The sequence below is a fragment of the Pseudomonas sp. Ps21-P2 genome, assembly GCF_039672565.1.
Taxonomy (GTDB): domain Bacteria; phylum Pseudomonadota; class Gammaproteobacteria; order Pseudomonadales; family Pseudomonadaceae; genus Aquipseudomonas.
The window spans coordinates 50,321-67,275 of sequence record NZ_JBDFPL010000002.1 but is presented as its reverse complement, the minus strand read 5'-3'; the positions used below and the strand labels follow the sequence as shown (position 1 = coordinate 67,275).

Sequence of the window (16,955 nt, the reverse complement as noted above, 5' to 3'; positions counted from 1 at the left end):
ACTCTTTCTGTAGGAGCAATCGCAGGTCGCGATGCGGTTTTATCTGACAAATCGCTTTCGCGACCGTCGTAACCTCCGATTGCTCCTACAGGGAACCGTGGCACCCCTCAGGTAAACCAATAACAAGAGAGCGCACCCAGATGGATTACGTCATCGGTGTTGACATCGGCACCCAAAGCACCAAGGCATTGCTGGTCGATGGTCAAGGCCGGATCGTCGCGCAGCACAGCCACAGCTATAAGGTTGATACCCCCAAACCGCGCTGGGCGGAGCAATGGCCGCAGGTCTGGCTCGACGCCGTGGAAATCTGCGTCGCCGCCTGCATGCGTAAAAGCGCGTTGCCGATGGACAGCGTCAAAGCCCTCTCTGTCAGCAGCCTGTACGGCGGCTCCGGTATTGCGGTCGATGCACAGATCAAACCCTTGTACCCGTGCCTGATCTGGATGGACCGCCGCGCCGAGGCACAGGTCGAGTGGGTCAATCAGCACGTCGATCTCGAGCGGCTGTATGCGATCACCGGCAATTCGGTGGACAGCTATTACGGCTTCACCAAAATGCTTTGGCTCAAGGATAAACAACCGCAGGTTTGGGCCGACACGCGCTACCTGCTGCCGCCCAACAGCTACATCAATTACTGCCTGACCGGCGAGGTCGCTGTGGACCACAGCTCTGCCGGCAACATCGGCGGTGTTTACGACGTAAAGGCCCGGGGCTGGTCGGCAGAGATGCTCGACGCGCTGGGTATTCCGGCGTCGATGATGCCCGAGCGGCTGGTTCACTCCGGTGATGTCGTCGGCGGCCTGTTGCCCGAATGGGCCGACCGCCTTGGGCTTGCTCCTGGCATTCCGCTGCTCGGTGGTGGCGTCGATGCCGCCATGGCGACCTTCGCCGCGGGCGTTACTCAGGCCGGCAATCACGTGGCGATGATCGGCACCAGCATGTGCTGGGGCTACCTCAATCAACAGGTCGATGCCCGCCACGGTCTGGTCAGTTTTCCCCACGTCTTCAACGGCGCCAAGGACCTCTACATCTTCGGCGGCGCGATCACCGCCGGCGCCTCGGTCAGTTGGTTTCGCGAGCAGTTCTGTCAGGCTGAAGAGCAGCAAGGCAGGGAGAGCGGCGAAGACAGCCACGTCATTCTCGAACGTGCGGCGATGAAGATTCCGGCCGGCAGCGACGGCGTACTGTTCCAGCCGTATCTGATGGGCGAGCGCAGCCCCGTGTGGGACGCTAAAGCCAGCGGCAGTTTTGTCGGCCTGAGCCTTTATCACAGCCGAATCCATCTGTACCGCGCGGTGCTCGAAGGCGTCACGTTCGCGCTTCGGCACAACATCGAAGCGGGCACCAAAGGCGCGCAATCCCTAGACCCTCGGCTGATCGTGGTCGGCGGTGCCAGCCATTCGGACCTGTGGATGCAGATCATCGCCGACGTCACCAACTTTCCGGTCTACACCATCGTTCAGGAGGTCGAGGCGGCGCTCGGTGCAGCCTTGCTGGCGGCCCACGCGGTCGGGTTGGTGGATGAGGCGCAGGTCCACAAAGGCTGGGTTCAACTCGAGCGCCGGGCCGAGCCTCAAGCCGAGAACGTCGCGCTGTACTCGCGACTGTTCGCCGATTACGTGGCGCTGTACCCGGCGCTGAAACCGATCATGCATCGCTTGCAGGGAGCGTGACTGTGAACACGGCTCAATTTGATTTCAGCGGCCAGCGCATTCTGGTCACCGGCGCCAGCAGCGGCATCGGCTGGGAGGTCGCGCAGCAGTTGCTGGCCAGCGGCGCCGAGGTCTATGCCCTGGGCCGCGATGCAGCGGCTCTGGAAAAACTGGCAGGACAAGGCTGTCAGGTCTTGCGCGTAGACGTGGCCGATCAGCCGTCATTGGCCGCAGTGCTGGCGGACTTGCCAGTGATGCACGGCCTGGTCAACTGCGCGGGGATTTCCGTACTGGAATCCGCGACCGAGGTCAGCGCTGCGGCATTCGATCAGGTCATGGCGGTCAACGTGCGGGCGGCGGCGATGATCGCGGGAGCAGTGGCGAAGAAAATGATCGCCGAAGGCGTGGCCGGGAGCATCGTCAACGTGTCCAGCCAGGCTTCGTTGGTGGCGCTGGACGACCACTTGAGCTACTGCGCGTCAAAGGGCGCGATGGACGCCATGACCCGTGTGCAGTGTGGCGAATGGGGCCGCTACGGGATTCGCGTCAACAGCGTCAACCCCACCGTGACGCTGACGCCCATGGCGCAGATGGCGTGGGGCGAGCCGAGCAAACGCGACCCGGCGCTGGCGGCGATTCCCCTCGGCCGCTTCGCCGAAACCGCAGAAGTCGCAGCGCCGATTTTGTTCCTGCTGAGCAGCGCGGCGTCGATGATCACTGGCGTGTCGCTGCCGATTGATGGGGGATATACGAGCCGTTGAAGGCTTGGATTCAGCGCCCGTGTGGATATTAAATGCGTGTTAATTGTGGGAGCGAGCTTGCTCGCGAAGGCTGACTTCCAGCCGCTAGAGATGCAATGGCTGGACTGACGCTTTCGCGAGCAAGCTCACTCCCACATGGACCGTGTTTGCTGCGCGACATCGCGGCGCATTTGCGGCGGGACGGCTCCCACATGAGCACCGTTCGCTTCGCGATAGCGCGGTGTCAGGACGACTGCCCCCGGCCAACGCCATTCTCCAGCTCCCCGACAATCACCACCTGCGCCTTCGGCAAATGCCGGTCCTCGATTCGCTCCATCAGCATTTTCACCGCACTGCTTCCGGCCAGCGAGGCATCGTGGGCGATGCAGGCGATGGGGATGCCAAAGATGTCGGCGAAGGGCAGCCGGTCGATACCGCAGATGGCCACGCTGTGGTGGGCGATATCGCGGTCGCGCAGGGCTTTCATGGCGCCCAGCGTTATGAGCTGGTTAAAACCGAAAATGGCGTCTGGTACTGGATGGTCGCGCAGGTAATCCAGCGTGCTTTGGTGCGACGGTTCCAGCGTGTAATCCCCGGCAAACACATCCAGCTTCACCGGCTTGCCGCTCTCGGCAATCGCCGCCTTCACGCCCTTTAGGCGTTCCTCGGAGATCCGCGAATGCGCAGGGCCGGTCAGCACCAGCATGCGACGCATCGCCGGGCTCTGCGCCAGCAGGTAACGCGCGCCTTTCAGACCGCTGTGATAGTTGTCGAGCACCACATGGCTGAACGGGCTGGAAGGCAGCGCGCGGTCCAGCTGCACCACCGGGATGTCACCATTGCTCAGCCGGCTCAGATAGACCGGTTGGTACGCCGGCTCGTCTGACACCGGCGACAGCACTATGCCCGCCACGCGATAACTGAGTAGCGTATCCACCGCTTTGGCTTCGAGTTCTTCGGAGCCGTCAGTGTCCACCAGCATGATGGTGTAGCCACGGGTCTTCGCCTCGCGGGAGATCGCCTTGATCATCTCGCTGTAGAACGGGTTGTCCACCGACGCGGTAATGACCCCGATGATCATGCTCTCGCTGCGCTTGAGGCTGCGGGCAAAGGCGTTGGGGACGTAATCGAGTTCTTGCGCCACTTCCAGGATGCGCGCCAGGGTGGCGGGCTTGACCAGATCGGGTTTGTTCAGCGCCCGGGAAACAGTGACAGGCGTCATGTTCACGCGGCGTGCGATGTCGGAAATGGTGACGGGGGTTTTCTTGCTCATGGGCGATTGGCTGCCTGAAATCCGGGACAACCTGCGGGGCAGTCGCATCCCTCCAAAGAGTGCCAAGGCTAGCACGATGGAGGGCGCGAAAGGGATGCCCATGTCGGCGCGCGTCGGCAAACCGACAGCTAAATCATCGGACGCTGGCTGAGTGTCTAAGAACGCTCGGCTGAGGCCCCGGTGCCAGGGTCAGACGCTGGTTTCCATTGCCTCGGCGACAGCGCGACGTCTGGCTTTGACGGGCACGGAAATCTGCAGTTCGGTGAGCTCGTCAAAGCGCGAAAGATCGCGGCGCAACTCCAGAAAGTAGTCCAGCGCGCCGCCCAGGCAAATGCTGTATGCCAGCAGTTCGACGCCTTCTTCGACGGTGGTTTTCGCCAGCCGCGCGTAGCCGCCCTGAAGGATGCCGTGCCACAACGAGCCCATGCCGAAGAGTCTCGAGAAGATCAGCACCAGCAGGCCGGCCATGATGAAGCCGAACGCCGGACGCAGGGAAAAACGGGCGAGGCCCGAGACGACGTCGCGCCACGCGTTCCTGTAACCCAAGGCCTTGTAGACGCAAGTGCCAGCGGTGAGCAGCGCAGGCCACAGCCAGAAGCTGTGACTGATGGGGTCAAACAACCCGTCCAGCTCACGAATCAGCATGCAGGCGAAGAAGCCGCCAATCAGGATGCCGACGCCACGTTGCCCAGGTTGACGCGCCGAGAGCCAGAACAGACCGGCGATGATTGCCAGCATCACTTCCTGACTGACCTCGGTGAACGAGGTTTCGAGAATGTCCGTTTTAGCGATAAAGATGTCGATGAACACCATGCCGATACTGAAGAGCGTAAGCGCCAGCATGACGCCGAATCGCGTTAATGCTGATTTAACAAGTTGTAGATCGTTATTCACAAGTTTTTCACTGTTGAGCGAGTATTAAGGGCGGGACTCTAAAGAACTTTCCCGGGTTAGCCAAACAGCGGACGAGTTCATTCTTTTAGTTCTTCTTCCACTCAGTAAAAGTCTTTTGTGATAATCGGTATTGCAGTTTTCCAAATCTGCGATTTCGTCTTGGTTATCTCGTCAGTATGGCTCAATCGGGCCTCTGATCCGCGCTGATGGGCGTGAGGCATGCAAAGTCAAAGTGTTTAACATGATGATGAATATGTTCACGCATACTTCAAAATTGCCTCAGCATGAACCTCGGTAACGCTCTCAGGTCTACCTTGCTTGGTCTGTATCAGCGACACTGCCAGTCTTGTTTATACCGGTGCCCGGAGCGCTCATGTCCTTGCCTGCTTCCTCTTCTTCTACGCGCGACTTCATCTTTGCCGCCTGCGCGTTACTCATCGCCATGGTCGGCACCACGCTGCCCACGCCGCTCTATGCCCTCTATCAACAACGGCTCGGCTTTGACGCGAGCTGGCTGACGATCATCTTCTCGATCTACGCGGCGGGCGTTATTGCAGCGCTGCTGGCGGTCGGCAGTTGGTCCGATCAGTTGGGGCGCAAGCCATTGTTGCTGGCAGGGCTGGCGATGGGGGCGATTAGCGCGGTGATCTTTTTGTTCAGCGATTCGATTGGCGGTTTGCTGATCGGACGGCTTTTTTCCGGTTTCAGCGCGGGCATCATGACCGGCACGGCAACTGTCGCCGTCATTGAACTGGCCCCCAAAACCTGGAAGAACGCCACGCTGGTGGCCACGGCCGCCAATATGTTCGGCCTTGGCATCGGGCCTTTGCTGGCCGGCTTTACTTCGCAATTTCTGCCGGATGCGTTGCATCTGGTGTTTTACGTGCACTTGGTAATGCTCGTGCTGGCGACGGTCGGTATCGCGCTGATTCGGGAGACCGTGCAGCGTCCGGCCATTCTGAAACTGGGTATTCAGAAGCCATCGGTTCCAGCCTCAGTGCGCAGCGTGTTTATTTCCGCGTCCATCGCCGGGTTGGCGGGTTTTAGCGTGGCAGGTCTGTTCACCAGCATGGTGCCGTCGGTGATGATTCACGTCATGCACGAGCAAGGCGGGCTGTTGATTGGCGCTGTAATCGGCTTGTTTTTCGTGGCGTCGATCATTGGCCAGGCGTTGCTGCAGGTGCTGCCAAAGGACCGGCACATGACCCTCGGTTGCGTCGGGCTGATTGTCGGCATGATCTGTCTGGGACTGAGCATTGCCACGTCGCAGTTGGGGCTGTTGATCGCGGCGGGTCTGGTGGCAGGCATCGGCCAGGGCATGATCCTGCGCGCCGGCATGGGCGCGGTCACCGCCAGCAGCCCGCCTGATCAGAAGGCAGCGGTGACGTCCGCATTCTTTGTGGTGCTTTACGTGTCGATTTCCGTGCCGGTGGTGGCGGTGGGTTTCAGCGTGCGGGTGTTTGGTCTGGAGCATGTGGGCGAGTTCTTCGCCGGACTGGTGGCCGTGGTTGCGTTGCTGGCGATGATCAGCATGAAGCGCGTGCAATCGAAACAGGCTGCCCTGTCGGCATCCGGGAGCTGAACAATGAGTGTAAAAGTAGGCTTGATCTCGGACACCCACGGCTTGCTTCGGCCTCAGGCACTCGCGGCGTTGCAGGGCTGCGATTACCTGATCCACGGCGGCGACATTGGCAAGCCGGAGATCCTCGACGCATTGATGGCCATCGCGCCACTGACGGTGGTGCGAGGCAACAACGACACCGATGACGCCTGGGCGTGCGACGTGCCCTATGAAGCGTTCTTGCGAGTTGGCGATGTGGCGATTTATACCACCCACATACTGGCCGATGTGCCGAAATCATTGCCGGATGAGGTGCGCGTCGTGGTCACCGGCCACTCCCACCGGCCCTTGCAGCAGATGCGCGATGGCGTGCTGTTCATCAACCCGGGCAGCGCCGGACCGCGACGTTTCAAATTGCCGATCACGGTCGGCCTGCTGCACATCGAGGGTGATGACGTGCGCGGTGAGTTGATCGAGCTGGCGCTCACATAAGCCCATCCAGTGCGCTTACGACGCAGTCCAGTGTGAGAGTGAGGTTGCTTACGAAGACGATCTTCCCTCCACCAAATATCTAGCGGATGTAATGGCCTCTTCGCGAGCAAGCTAGCTACCACAAGTGATCTGGCAACTGATAGGGCTTCGGCGAACACGGTCACTGTGGGAGTGAGCTTGCTCACGAAGACGTTCATCCAATCGCCAAGTTATTTAGCGGATGTACGGGCCTTTTCGCGAGCAAGGTGGAGCGCCACCCCGGTCGCTCCCACAGGTCATCCGCCAACTAAAGGATCTGCGGCATCCTCGTTACTTCGCGATCGGGTCCAGGCCGCTGGCTTTGATGGCCGGGGCGGCTGCCGAAGAACTCAGAAACTCCAGAAACTGTTTGGCCTGTTCAGGGTGTTTGCTCATGGTCACGACGCCGGCGGAGTAGAGGGTCATCTGCTGCGCCTGGTCGGGGATCAGGCCGATGATGTCGATGCCGTCCACCGGCTTGAGCTCGCTCAGCTGTTGAAACCCAATTTCAGCGTCTCCACGCGCAACGACTTCACCGACGGGCTCGGCGGGAATCATGCGGCTTTTGCTCTGAATGCGATCGGCGATGTGCATCTGGCTAAACAACACGCGGGACAGGTAAACGCCGCTGGCGCTGTCCGAATAGGCGATGCTTTTTGTGTCCAGCAGGGTCTGCTTGAAGGCTTCCATGGTGCTGATGTCAGGGTGGGGCGCGCCATGACGTACGGCCATGGCGATGTAGGATTTGCCCAGATCGACACGGGTTTTGGGATCGACCTTGCCGTCCTTGATCAACTTGTCCAGCGCCGCACCCACCATCAGCACCACGTCCGCCGGCTCGTGGCGGGCCAGTCGGTTTGGAATCGCCTGGGGCGTCGCGCCCATCGATGGGGCTACCTCGCCTTGCAGCTTTACGCCGGCGCGCTGTTCGTAATCGGGGGCAACAGCCTTGAACGCACCCATGATCCCACCGGAACTCAGGACGATCAGTTGAACGGGGGCAGGTGCCGTGGCGGCGTGGGAAAAAGCGACTGGAACGAGGGAGAGGGCGGCACTGAGGAGGTAAGGCAACATTCTTTTCATGGAGATAAACCCGGCGTTGGAGATGAATATGACGAAATAAAACAGCGCGGGCAGTATGTGGCAATTGTGAGATCAGTAAATCCCTTTCTTGCCGATACGCCTGCGCGTTTCGTCTTCAACCCCTTGCAGTGCCTGCGCCGGGCGGCTTTTCGCCCGACGCAGATAAAGCCGCTTTACACCTTGAAGTGGCTGACCAACATCTGCAGCTGGTTGCCCAGGCGGGCGAGTTCGACGCTGGACGCGGCGGTTTCTTCGCTGGCGGCGGCGGTCTGTTCTGACACGTCGCGCACGTTGACGATGCTGCGGCTGATCTCTTCGGCCACCGAGCTTTGCTGCTCGGCAGCGGCAGCGATCTGCTGGTTCATGGCCTGGATGTTCGACACCGTCTGGGTAATGCTTTCCAGCGAGGTACCGGCCTTGCGGGTCAGGGCAACGGAGCTGTCAGTCAGGTTGCGGCTGCTGAGCATGATCTCCGAGACTTGGCGCGTTCCGTTTTGCAGCGCGGCGACGAGGCCTTCGATCTCTTCGGTGGATTGCTGGGTGCGTTGCGCCAGGCCACGGACTTCATCGGCGACCACGGCAAAACCGCGACCGGCTTCACCGGCCCGTGCGGCCTCGATGGCAGCGTTGAGGGCCAGCAGGTTGGTCTGCTCGGCGACGGCCTTGATCACGTCCATGACCTTGCCGATCTTGTCGCTTTCCTGTTCCAGCACGGTCATCGCGTCGGTGGAGCGAACCACCTCAGTGGCCAGCTTCTCGATCTGGACGATCGCTTCACCCACCACTTTGTCGCCCTCCCGTGCCTGCTTGTCAGCGGCAGAAGCGGCGACCGATGCTTGCTCGGCGTTGCGCGCCACCTCGTGAACAGTGGCCGACATTTCGTGCATCGCGGTGGCGACCTGGTCGGTTTCCACTTTCTGGCTGTTGACCCCGGCGCTGGTCTGTTCGGTCACGGCCGACAGCTCCTCGGCAGCGCTGGCAATCTGCGTGACGCTGTCACGGATGCCGCCGATCAATTCGCGCAGCGTGGCGCCCATGCGCTGGATGCCCATTTGCAGAACGCCCAGTTCATCTTTGCGGGTGACGACCATGTCGTGGGACAAATCGCCCGACGCAATGCGGTCGACCACGGCCAGTGTCTGTTGAAGCGGACGGGTGATCTGACGGGTAATGATGATCGCCGCCAGCGTACCGAGGATCAGCGCCAGGAGCGTGCCGGCCAATTGCAGCGTGCGAGCTTGCTGGCTGTCGGCCTGGCCGAGGGTGATCTGCAAGTCATTCAGTTGCTGGGCCAATTTGACAATGGCGCTTCCTTCCTCGGTCATCTCGGCCCGCGTCGTGTTGATCGTGTCCGTCGCGACCTTGAATCCCTGCACCGATTGGCGATAGCCGTTCAGCGCCGCTTCCAGCTGTTTCAGACGTTCGCCCTGAGTGCCGCCAAACATGGCGTTGAGCGGCGCGAGGCCGTCCATGGCGCTGGTCAGTTGGCGCATGGCCGTGTCTTCGGTTTTGGCCGAGACGCTGGCGGTGTAGCCGCGCACTTCATAGCGCACCAGCATCACGTCTTCGCGGGCTTTGATGACGGCCTGGTACTGCTCGAAACGGCGTTCGTCCGTCGGGTCGATTTTCATTACGTCGTCGTTGATCGCGGCGATCAGGTCGGCCGCCTTCATGGCGTCAACGCCCATGTCGGCGCGAACCTTGGCGCTCGCCTGATAGGCCTCGCGCATTTTGCTCAATGAGGTCTCATAAGCGGCGATCTGCTCGCCCAACGCCTTGATGGGCGCGACGTTCAGTGGATTGCTGAAGGTTTTCTGCAGAAATTGCTGCTGCGCCTTGAAGCTTTCGAGCGCAGTCTGCACGGTCTGCGCAGCGGCTTCGTCGCCATTGCTGAGCATGTACTGCAGCCGCGTAATCCGAAGGTCAGTCAGCTTCTGGCTGAGTTTGGTGATGTCGGCAACACGGTCGCTGCGGTAGGTCATATTGCCCAGGCTGTTCCAGCCCACCAGAGCCAGCAGGGCAGTCAGTACAAGCACGACACCGAAACCGAGGGCCAGCTTCATGTTGACGCTAATGTTCGCGAACCAGCTGTTCATTCCATTTCTCCAGATCCGTAAATATTTGAAATCGTCAGCTGGAGGGTTTTTGTTATGGAGCCAGCAAAACATTCATGTGTACGAATGCATCGGCAGATTCGCGAGAATCTGAAACCGATGTCGGAATTGTCCGACAGTCGTGTGCGAGCGGAGGTATAGGCAGGAGAAAAAACGCGGGGCCCAGAAACAATCAAGCCCGGCAAAGGCCGGGCTGGGGGAGGAGCAGAGTGTCGATCAGCTCAGGCGGCTGGCACCGACGTGGTCTGCACCGTCAGCGGCAACACGACCCAGTTGGGTGTGCGACGAACCGTTTTCAGCAACGCGATTTGCACCGACGCGGTCGGCACCGTCAGCAGCAACGCGGTTTGCACCAACGCGATCAGCGCCATCGGCAGCAACGCGGTTTGCACCAACGCGGTCGGCACCGTCAGCAGCAACGCGATTTGCACCAACGCGGTCAGCGCCGTCGGCAGCAACACGATTGATGTTGGTGTGGGAAGAGCCGTTTTCAGCAACGATTGGCGCGTTTACAAATGGGCTGGCATCAACAGCAGGGAGGGCGAAAGCGCTGATTGCCAGTACAGAGAAGGCCAGGCCAAGAATCAGTGTGTTGGTTTTCATGGGGGTTGCTCCAGTACGTTTGATGAGTGGGTGACTCGGTATGGAGCTGATGTTACTCGCCGCAAAATTAATCAGAACTCAATACGATTGGTAGCGAACATTGTCGGCGTTGATAGTTGATTCAGCGATGGCTTGCCCCGCTGCTCGTCAAACGCTGGCGTCAATCTTTGCGCTGTCCTTTGTACCGGACATGAAATATTTCAACTGTTGATAAGTCCACCATCCCCCTACCGTGTAAAGGCCGCGAGACTTCACTGCCGCCGCGGGCGTTTTCTCACTCAGGACGGGACGTTGGGCCATGGGATCAGTTCAGCGATTCACCACGCTAGATAGTTTCAGGGGCGTTTTCGCGTTGTTGGTGGTGTTCTATCACCTGCACGTGGTGGGCGCTTTCATCGAGCTGCCGTTTTTTCGCAGAGCGGACATCCTCCTCAACTTCTTCTTCGTGCTCAGCGGCTTTGTCCTGGCCCATTCCTATGGGCTGAAGCCGCAATTCGGCTTCAAGCGTTTCGTCATCTCGCGCCTGTTCCGCCTGTACCCACTGCACGTCGTGATGCTGCTGGTGTTTATCCTCTTCGAAGGGGTGCGCTGGGCGGCCTGGAAGAAAGGCTTCACCTTGAACAACGTGCCGTTCACCGGTCTCTTCGCCCCGTCGGAGATCCTGCCCAATCTGCTGCTGGTGCAAGCCTGGACGACGCTCACCGAAACCATGTCGTTCAACTACCCGTCGTGGAGCATCAGCATCGAGTTCTATATCTACATGCTCTTCGGCGGGCTGTGCCTGCTCTCACTGAGAAGCCGCTTTCTGATGTTTGCCTGCGTGGCCGTCGTCGCATTCACGATGATCTTCACCGAAAACGAACCGCTGGTCTGGCGCGCGATGCTGGGTTTGTCCTGCTTCTTCGCTGGCAATATCACGTACCTCGCCTACCTGTTGGTTCGCGACCGATTCGTGCCGGTGCGCTGGCTGATGACGGTGCTCGAAGTGGCGCTCACGTGCACAACGTACTGGATGGTGATGAACGACTACAGCGACCGCTCGCCCATTGCCAGTCTGACGTTCTGCGTGTTGGTGCTGGTGTTCGCATTCGAAGCCGGGCTGGTATCGACGTTCCTGAAAACCGCCGTGTTCAGGCTGTTGGGCAAGTTGTCGTACTCCATCTACATGACCCACGCTGCGCTGCTGTTTTGCCTGTCGACGATGTTCATCGTGGCGCAGAAGCTCACCGGCCGCGATCTGTCGCCGATGATCAACGGCCAGCGTTTCATGGACACAGGTTCCGAGCTGGGCAACAACGCGCTGGTGGTTGCCGTCACCCTCGCAGCGATCGGCCTGGCTGCTCTGGCTCATAAGTACATCGAGCTGAAGGGCGTCGAGTTGGGCAAGTGGGTCACCGGAGCCTCGAACGGCAAAGCGCCGGTCAAGCAGGGTATTGGCGGTGGCCTGAAGCCGCAGGTTGATCGCGCGGCGTGAATCCCCTTTGGTTGCGCTGAGCCTTAACTGCGGCGCAACCACTCAACCATCCCCAGCCCTGCCGCGCGGCCGCTGGCGAAGCAGGCGGTCAGCAGATAGCCGCCGGTAGGCGCTTCCCAGTCGAGCATCTCGCCAGCGCAGAAGACGCCGGGCAGCGACGGGATCATCAGGTGCTCGTTCAGTGCTTCGAATTTCACTCCGCCTGCCGTGCTGATGGCCTCATCCAGCGGGCGCGGCGTGATCAGTGTCAGCGGCAAGGCCTTGATCGCACGCGCAAGCAGGGCTGGATCAGCGAATGTCGCAGCGGGGGTAAGCTCACGTAACAGCGCCGCTTTCACCCCGTCGAGGCCCAGCTGGCTGTGCAGATGCTTGGACGTCGAGCGGGAACCGCGGGGTTTGCTCAGGGCCTTTTGCACCTCGGCAACGCTTTTGCCGGGCAGCAGATCAATCTCGACCGTGGCCGACCCCGACTGATTGATCGCCTCACGGATCTGCGCGGACAAAGCGTAAACGAGGCTGCCCTCGACACCGCCCTGCGTGACCACGCCTTCCCCCAGCCGCAGGTTTTGCCCCTCCAGGCCCATCGCGATGTTCTTCAGCGGCGCGCCGGCGAATTTGCTGCGCAGCAGTTCGCTCCAGGCCGAGACTTCGAACCCGCAATTGGCGGCTTGCAGCGGCGCGACGTTGACCCCGCGTTGTTCAAGCAGCGGTACCCACGCACCGTCCGAGCCCAGCCGCGACCAGCTTGCTCCGCCCAACGCCAGCAGCGTGGCGGCAGGGTTCAGGGTGACTTCACCTTCGGGACCGTCGACTCGCAACGTATTGTCGGCATTCCACCCCAGCCACCGATGACGGGTGTGGATAACGACGCCGGACTCGCGCAGTCGCTTGAGCCAGGCGCGCAGCAGCGGCGCGGCCTTCATGTCGGTGGGGAACACACGCCCGGAACTGCCAACGAACGTCTGGATGCCCAGGCCGTGAATCCACTCGCACAGCGCCTGGGCGCCGAAGCTGCGCAGCAAGGGCGCGATTACCGGGGCGCGTTCGGCGTAGCGGGCAACGAACGCAGGCGACGGCTCGGAGTGGGTGATGTTCATGCCGCCGACGCCCGCCAGCAGAAACTTGCGCCCGACCGAGGGCATGGCGTCGTAGAGGTCCACCTTGAAACCGGCGTGGCTCAGCACTTCAGCGGCCATCAGGCCGGCAGGGCCGCCGCCGATGATGGCGACTGTCTGGGTGCTTGAGGTGGCGGTTGACGTCATGGCTAAGCGAACACCGGTTGGGTAGGGGGCGCGCATTCTACGCGAGCTTCGTGAAACGCGGCCAGCCTGTGGAAAACTTATCGATCAAAAAACGTACAGTGCGCGCGAGCCCCATTGATATCAGGGGATCACGCCCTTGCACTCAGGTTATCCACAGGCGGTTCCACAGGGGATGTGGGTAAGTGATGTCATCACTCAAAGCCCGCGCTCTATCCACATCCGCTGCGCACTGTGGTGCAGAATCCCGTGCCGTTGAGCAAGTGCTTGCCGGTCCTTGCTGTAGCCACCGCCAATCACGCCCATCACCGGAATGTCCCGGCCCAGGCAATGACGCATCACCGCCTCGTCGCGGCGGGCAACCCCCGCATCGGTCAGCTGCAAATAGCCCAACGCGTCGTCCTTGTGCACATCCACGCCGGCGTCGTACAGCACCAGATCGGGCTGATACAGCGGCAGCAGGTAATTGAGCGTGTCGTCGACCACCTTCAGGTAGTCGTCGTCACCCATGCCCATCGGCAGCGGAATGTCCCAGTCACTTTGGGCCTTGCGCGCAGGGAAGTTCTTTTCGCAGTGCAGCGAGACGGTGATCGCGTCATCGGTGTGTTCGAGAATCCGCGCAGTGCCGTCACCCTGGTGCACGTCGCAGTCAAAAATCAGCACCCGGTCGACGCGTCCGCTTTGCAGCAGGTACTGACTGATGATCGCCAGGTCGTTGAAGATGCAAAACCCCGCCGGGTAATCGTAATGGGCATGGTGAGTGCCGCCGGCAAGGTGACAGGCCAGTCCGTGTTGCAGCGCCAGTTCCGCTGTCAGCAAAGAGCCACCTACCGCGCGTACCGTACGTCGGGCCAGATCCTGGGTCCAGGGCAGGCCAAGGCGACGTTGATCTTCCCGCGACAGCGCGCCTTCCATATAACGGCTGATGTAACCGGGGTCATGGGCCAGCACGAGGATGTCCGTTGGGCAGACCAGCGGGCGAAACAATTGAGCATCTGTGGTCAGGCCGGTGTCGATAAGGTGGTCGCGCAGAAGCCGGAACTTGTCCATCGGGAAGCGATGGTCGGGCGGAAAGTCCGGGCTGTAGTCTTCGTGGTAAATGAGGGGCAGGGGCATGGTGAGCACGCGTCTGGTTCGAAGGGGAATCTTGCCAGTTCTGACGATCACCGCACAGCGATTTGCCTGGGCGGGGAGATCGCCAGCCGGCGGGCATTTTGAGAGGCGAGGCAACAGGGAGACGATCGATGGAGCCGATTCTTGAGCTCAACAGCGCACGCTTGTTGATGCGTCAATGGCGAGATGATGATTTGCCAGCCTTCGCGAAGATGTGCGCCGATCCACAAGTGATGCGCTACTTTCCGCAGCCCTTGAGCCGCATGGAAAGCGCCAAGCTGATCGGCCGAGTGCGCGGGCATTTTGCCGAGTATGGTTTCGGCTTCTGGGCCCTTGAACGCAGGGACACCGGTGAATTCATCGGTTTCACCGGCCTGGCCGTGGTGGGCTTCGAGGCAGGATTTACGCCAGCGGTAGAGATCGGCTGGCGCCTGGCCCGCGAGCATTGGGGCCTGGGTTATGCCAGCGAAGCCGCCTGGACGGTCCTTGGCTGCGGATTCGAGCACCTGGACATGGACGAAATCGTGGCATTTGCGGCGGTCAATAATCTGCCCTCGCAGAAGGTCATGCAGGCCATCGGCATGCGCAACGATCCGGCTGACAACTTCGATCATCCGAAATTGCCCAACGGCCATCCACTCAGGCCCCACGTGTTGTATCGCATCGACCGGGCGGGCTGGTTGGCGACGCTTTAAACAGCTGCGGGAATCGGGCTACAAACCTCTGTATCATTTCGTCCCACTTCCATATGCGCCGGCCTACGGCGCCCATGGCCTGATTGATGCGATGACGGTTGGCGAGACGACCGTGTGAGGAACCCTGAATGAGTCACGTGCTGGATGATCTGGTGTCGCTGTTGAGTCTGGAGCCGATCGAAGAAAACCTCTTCCGCGGACGCAGCCAGGACCTTGGCTTTCGCCAGCTGTTTGGCGGTCAGGTACTGGGTCAGTCGCTGTCGGCGGCGAGCAAGACGGTTGAAGACGCGCGCCATGTGCATTCGCTGCATGGCTATTTCCTGCGCCCCGGCGACGCGCACTTGCCCGTGGTGTATCAGGTGGACCGGGTCCGCGACGGCGGCAGTTTCAGCACGCGCCGGGTGACGGCCATTCAGAAAGGCCATCCGATTTTCACCTGCAGCGCGTCGTTCCAGTACGACGAAGAAGGCTTCGAGCACCAGACCCATATGCCGCAGGTGGTCGGCCCGGAAAACCTGCCGTCGGAGCTTGAATTGATGCGTCAGCGCGAGCACCTGATTCCCGAGCACATGAAGGACAAACTGCTGTGCCCCAAGCCCATCGAATTCCGGCCAGTCACCGAGTCTGATCCCTACAACCCGAAGCCTGCTGATCCGGTGAAATACATCTGGTTTCGCGCCGACGGCACCCTGCCCGACATCCCCGCCCTGCACCGCTACATGCTTGCTTACGCGTCGGACTTCAACCTGCTGACCACCTCGCTGTTGCCCCATGGCAAGACGGTCTGGCAGAAAGACATGCAGATCGCCAGCCTGGATCACTCGCTGTGGTTCCACGGTGAACTGCGCGCTGACGACTGGCTGCTTTACGCCATGGACAGCCCATGGGCCGGTAATTCGCGCGGGTTCTCCCGAGGCAGCGTATTCAATCGCGAGGGCAAGCTTGTGGCGTCGGTCAGTCAGGAAGGTTTGATTCGCCACCGTAAGGATTGGTCATGAGCCTCAATCAAGTACGCCACTGGGTATTCGACATGGACGGTACGCTGACCGTTGCTGCCCATGATTTTCCGGCGATCAAGCGTGCGCTGGATATCCCTCAGGAGGACGACATCCTTGGGCATCTTGCGGCGCTGCCGGCTGATGTTGCGGCGGCCAAACATGCGTGGTTGCTGGAGCACGAGCGCGCGTTGGCGATCGAATCCAAACCCGCGACAGGTGCTGTCGAGTTGGTGAGGGAGCTGGCAGGGCGGGGTTATCGTCTCGGCATTCTGACCCGTAACGCCCGCGAGCTTGCCCACGTGACGCTGGACGCAATCGGTATTGCCGACTGCTTTGCCGTGGACGACGTGCTCGGCCGTGACGAGGCCGCGCCCAAACCCGATCCGGGTGGCCTGCTGAAGCTCGCGAGCGCCTGGAACGTGCAGCCTTCGGAAATGGTGATGGTGGGTGACTATCAGTTCGACCTGGCCTGTGGTCGAGCGGCCGGGGCCCGGACGGTGCTGGTCAATCTCCCGGAAAACCCGTGGCCGGAATTGACCGACTGGCACGCAGCGGATTGTGTGGCGTTAAAGAAGATGATTGGCGCAAAGAGCTGATTCCACTCTTTCGGTAGAACCGGCTTCAGCCGGGAGCGCGTTCGGCAATTCACCACAAAATTGATGGTGTACAGGCCGGCCTCTTCCCGGCTAAAGCCGGTCCTACGTAGTGCCGCTTCTAGACAGTAGGACCGGCGGCTGTGTTCATTTGTAGGACCGGCTTCAGCCGGGAAGGCGTCTGGCGCTACACCGCAACATTGACGCTGCCCATGCTGGCCTCTTCCCGGCTAAAGCCGGCCCTACGTAGTGCCGCATCTAGACAGTAGGACCGGCGGCTGTGTTCATTTGTAGGACCGGCTTCAGCCGGGAAGGCGTCTGGCGCTACACCGCAACATTGACGCTGCACATGCTGGCCTCTTCCCGGCCGAAACCAGTCCTACCAAACGCGCG

The 16,955-nt window shown here is 60.7% G+C and carries 15 protein-coding genes; 8 read left to right on the top strand and 7 right to left on the bottom strand.

Features of this window, described 5'->3' with window-relative positions; genetic code table 11:
• Window positions 1-140 precede the first annotated feature (140 nt).
• Both ABEH28_RS04160 and ABEH28_RS04155 read left to right on the top strand, forming a co-directional pair.
• Window positions 141-1,673, top strand: a complete 1,533-nt coding sequence (locus ABEH28_RS04160; protein ID WP_346629221.1) for an FGGY-family carbohydrate kinase — start codon at window positions 141-143, stop codon at window positions 1,671-1,673.
• 2 nt (window positions 1,674-1,675) lie between these two features.
• A complete protein-coding gene (locus ABEH28_RS04155; protein ID WP_346629220.1) occupies window positions 1,676-2,413 on the top strand; it encodes an SDR family oxidoreductase in 738 nt (245 codons plus the stop codon).
• Between the two features lie 223 nt (window positions 2,414-2,636).
• Here the strand turns inward: ABEH28_RS04155 and ABEH28_RS04150 are convergent, their stop codons facing one another.
• Complete coding sequence (locus ABEH28_RS04150) at window positions 2,637-3,665, bottom strand: LacI family DNA-binding transcriptional regulator (protein WP_346627909.1); 1,029 nt, start codon at window positions 3,663-3,665, stop codon at window positions 2,637-2,639.
• A 189-nt stretch (window positions 3,666-3,854) separates the two neighbouring features.
• Entirely contained in the window at window positions 3,855-4,508 is a 654-nt protein-coding gene (locus ABEH28_RS04145; RefSeq protein ID WP_346629219.1) for a hypothetical protein, read from the bottom strand.
• 424 nt (window positions 4,509-4,932) lie between these two features.
• Between ABEH28_RS04145 and ABEH28_RS04140 the strand changes: the two genes are divergently transcribed.
• Together ABEH28_RS04140 and ABEH28_RS04135 are read left to right on the top strand one after the other, a co-directional pair.
• Window positions 4,933-6,141: an MFS transporter gene (locus ABEH28_RS04140; protein WP_192173287.1), complete on the top strand. Its 1,209-nt coding sequence runs from the start codon at window positions 4,933-4,935 to the stop codon at window positions 6,139-6,141.
• Between the two features lie 3 nt (window positions 6,142-6,144).
• Window positions 6,145-6,612 (top strand): metallophosphoesterase family protein, encoded by a 468-nt coding sequence (locus tag ABEH28_RS04135; protein ID WP_192173286.1) that lies wholly within the window; start codon window positions 6,145-6,147, stop codon window positions 6,610-6,612.
• 309 nt (window positions 6,613-6,921) lie between these two features.
• On the opposite strand, the gene ABEH28_RS04130 is transcribed toward ABEH28_RS04135, so the two are convergent.
• The 3 genes from ABEH28_RS04130 to ABEH28_RS04120 all read right to left on the bottom strand — a co-directional run bounded on the left by ABEH28_RS04130 (window position 6,922) and on the right by ABEH28_RS04120 (window position 10,430).
• Window positions 6,922-7,713 (bottom strand): substrate-binding domain-containing protein, encoded by a 792-nt coding sequence (locus tag ABEH28_RS04130; protein WP_192173285.1) that lies wholly within the window; start codon window positions 7,711-7,713, stop codon window positions 6,922-6,924.
• 173 nt (window positions 7,714-7,886) lie between these two features.
• Window positions 7,887-9,809, bottom strand: coding sequence for a methyl-accepting chemotaxis protein (locus tag ABEH28_RS04125; protein WP_192173284.1), 1,923 nt, complete (start codon window positions 9,807-9,809; stop codon window positions 7,887-7,889).
• Window positions 9,810-10,043: 234 nt separating this feature from the next.
• Window positions 10,044-10,430 (bottom strand): hypothetical protein, encoded by a 387-nt coding sequence (locus ABEH28_RS04120; protein WP_192173283.1) that lies wholly within the window; start codon window positions 10,428-10,430, stop codon window positions 10,044-10,046.
• A 298-nt stretch (window positions 10,431-10,728) separates the two neighbouring features.
• On the opposite strand from ABEH28_RS04120, the gene ABEH28_RS04115 reads away from it, so the two are divergent.
• Window positions 10,729-11,904 (top strand): acyltransferase, encoded by a 1,176-nt coding sequence (locus ABEH28_RS04115; protein ID WP_192173282.1) that lies wholly within the window; start codon window positions 10,729-10,731, stop codon window positions 11,902-11,904.
• Between the two features lie 23 nt (window positions 11,905-11,927).
• Here the strand turns inward: ABEH28_RS04115 and ABEH28_RS04110 are convergent, their stop codons facing one another.
• Window positions 11,928-13,166, bottom strand: coding sequence for a TIGR03862 family flavoprotein (locus ABEH28_RS04110; protein WP_192173281.1), 1,239 nt, complete (start codon window positions 13,164-13,166; stop codon window positions 11,928-11,930).
• Window positions 13,167-13,361: 195 nt separating this feature from the next.
• Window positions 13,362-14,279, bottom strand: coding sequence for a histone deacetylase (locus ABEH28_RS04105; RefSeq protein WP_192173280.1), 918 nt, complete (start codon window positions 14,277-14,279; stop codon window positions 13,362-13,364).
• Window positions 14,280-14,407: 128 nt separating this feature from the next.
• Here ABEH28_RS04105 and ABEH28_RS04100 point away from each other — a divergent pair, with 128 nt between their 5' ends.
• The 3 genes from ABEH28_RS04100 (at window position 14,408) to ABEH28_RS04090 (ending at window position 16,565) form a co-directional block, all read left to right on the top strand.
• Window positions 14,408-14,971, top strand: coding sequence for a GNAT family N-acetyltransferase (locus ABEH28_RS04100; protein ID WP_346629218.1), 564 nt, complete (start codon window positions 14,408-14,410; stop codon window positions 14,969-14,971).
• Window positions 14,972-15,099: 128 nt separating this feature from the next.
• Window positions 15,100-15,969, top strand: coding sequence for an acyl-CoA thioesterase II (gene tesB, locus ABEH28_RS04095; RefSeq protein ID WP_192173278.1), 870 nt, complete (start codon window positions 15,100-15,102; stop codon window positions 15,967-15,969).
• Window positions 15,966-16,565, top strand: a complete 600-nt coding sequence (locus ABEH28_RS04090; protein WP_192173277.1) for an HAD family hydrolase — start codon at window positions 15,966-15,968, stop codon at window positions 16,563-16,565. The genes tesB and ABEH28_RS04090 overlap by 4 nt, the downstream gene beginning before the upstream one ends.
• Window positions 16,566-16,955: the final 390 nt, after the last annotated feature.

Bases quoted from the DNA above. Each gene is read 5' to 3' on its own strand.
- ABEH28_RS04160 (WP_346629221.1), top strand. From the start codon at position 141: ATGGATTACGTCATCGGTGTTGACATCGGCACCCAAAGCACCAAGGCA.
- ABEH28_RS04150 (WP_346627909.1), bottom strand. From the start codon at position 3,665: ATGAGCAAGAAAACCCCCGTCACCATTTCCGACATCGCACGCCGCGTG.
- ABEH28_RS04145 (WP_346629219.1), bottom strand. From the start codon at position 4,508: ATGCTGGCGCTTACGCTCTTCAGTATCGGCATGGTGTTCATCGACATC.
- ABEH28_RS04140 (WP_192173287.1), top strand. From the start codon at position 4,933: ATGTCCTTGCCTGCTTCCTCTTCTTCTACGCGCGACTTCATCTTTGCC.
- ABEH28_RS04135 (WP_192173286.1), top strand. From the start codon at position 6,145: ATGAGTGTAAAAGTAGGCTTGATCTCGGACACCCACGGCTTGCTTCGG.
- ABEH28_RS04130 (WP_192173285.1), bottom strand. From the start codon at position 7,713: ATGAAAAGAATGTTGCCTTACCTCCTCAGTGCCGCCCTCTCCCTCGTT.
- ABEH28_RS04125 (WP_192173284.1), bottom strand. From the start codon at position 9,809: ATGAACAGCTGGTTCGCGAACATTAGCGTCAACATGAAGCTGGCCCTC.
- ABEH28_RS04120 (WP_192173283.1), bottom strand. From the start codon at position 10,430: ATGAAAACCAACACACTGATTCTTGGCCTGGCCTTCTCTGTACTGGCA.
- ABEH28_RS04115 (WP_192173282.1), top strand. From the start codon at position 10,729: ATGGGATCAGTTCAGCGATTCACCACGCTAGATAGTTTCAGGGGCGTT.
- ABEH28_RS04110 (WP_192173281.1), bottom strand. From the start codon at position 13,166: ATGACGTCAACCGCCACCTCAAGCACCCAGACAGTCGCCATCATCGGC.
- ABEH28_RS04105 (WP_192173280.1), bottom strand. From the start codon at position 14,279: ATGCCCCTGCCCCTCATTTACCACGAAGACTACAGCCCGGACTTTCCG.
- ABEH28_RS04100 (WP_346629218.1), top strand. From the start codon at position 14,408: ATGGAGCCGATTCTTGAGCTCAACAGCGCACGCTTGTTGATGCGTCAA.
- tesB (WP_192173278.1), top strand. From the start codon at position 15,100: ATGAGTCACGTGCTGGATGATCTGGTGTCGCTGTTGAGTCTGGAGCCG.
- ABEH28_RS04090 (WP_192173277.1), top strand. From the start codon at position 15,966: ATGAGCCTCAATCAAGTACGCCACTGGGTATTCGACATGGACGGTACG.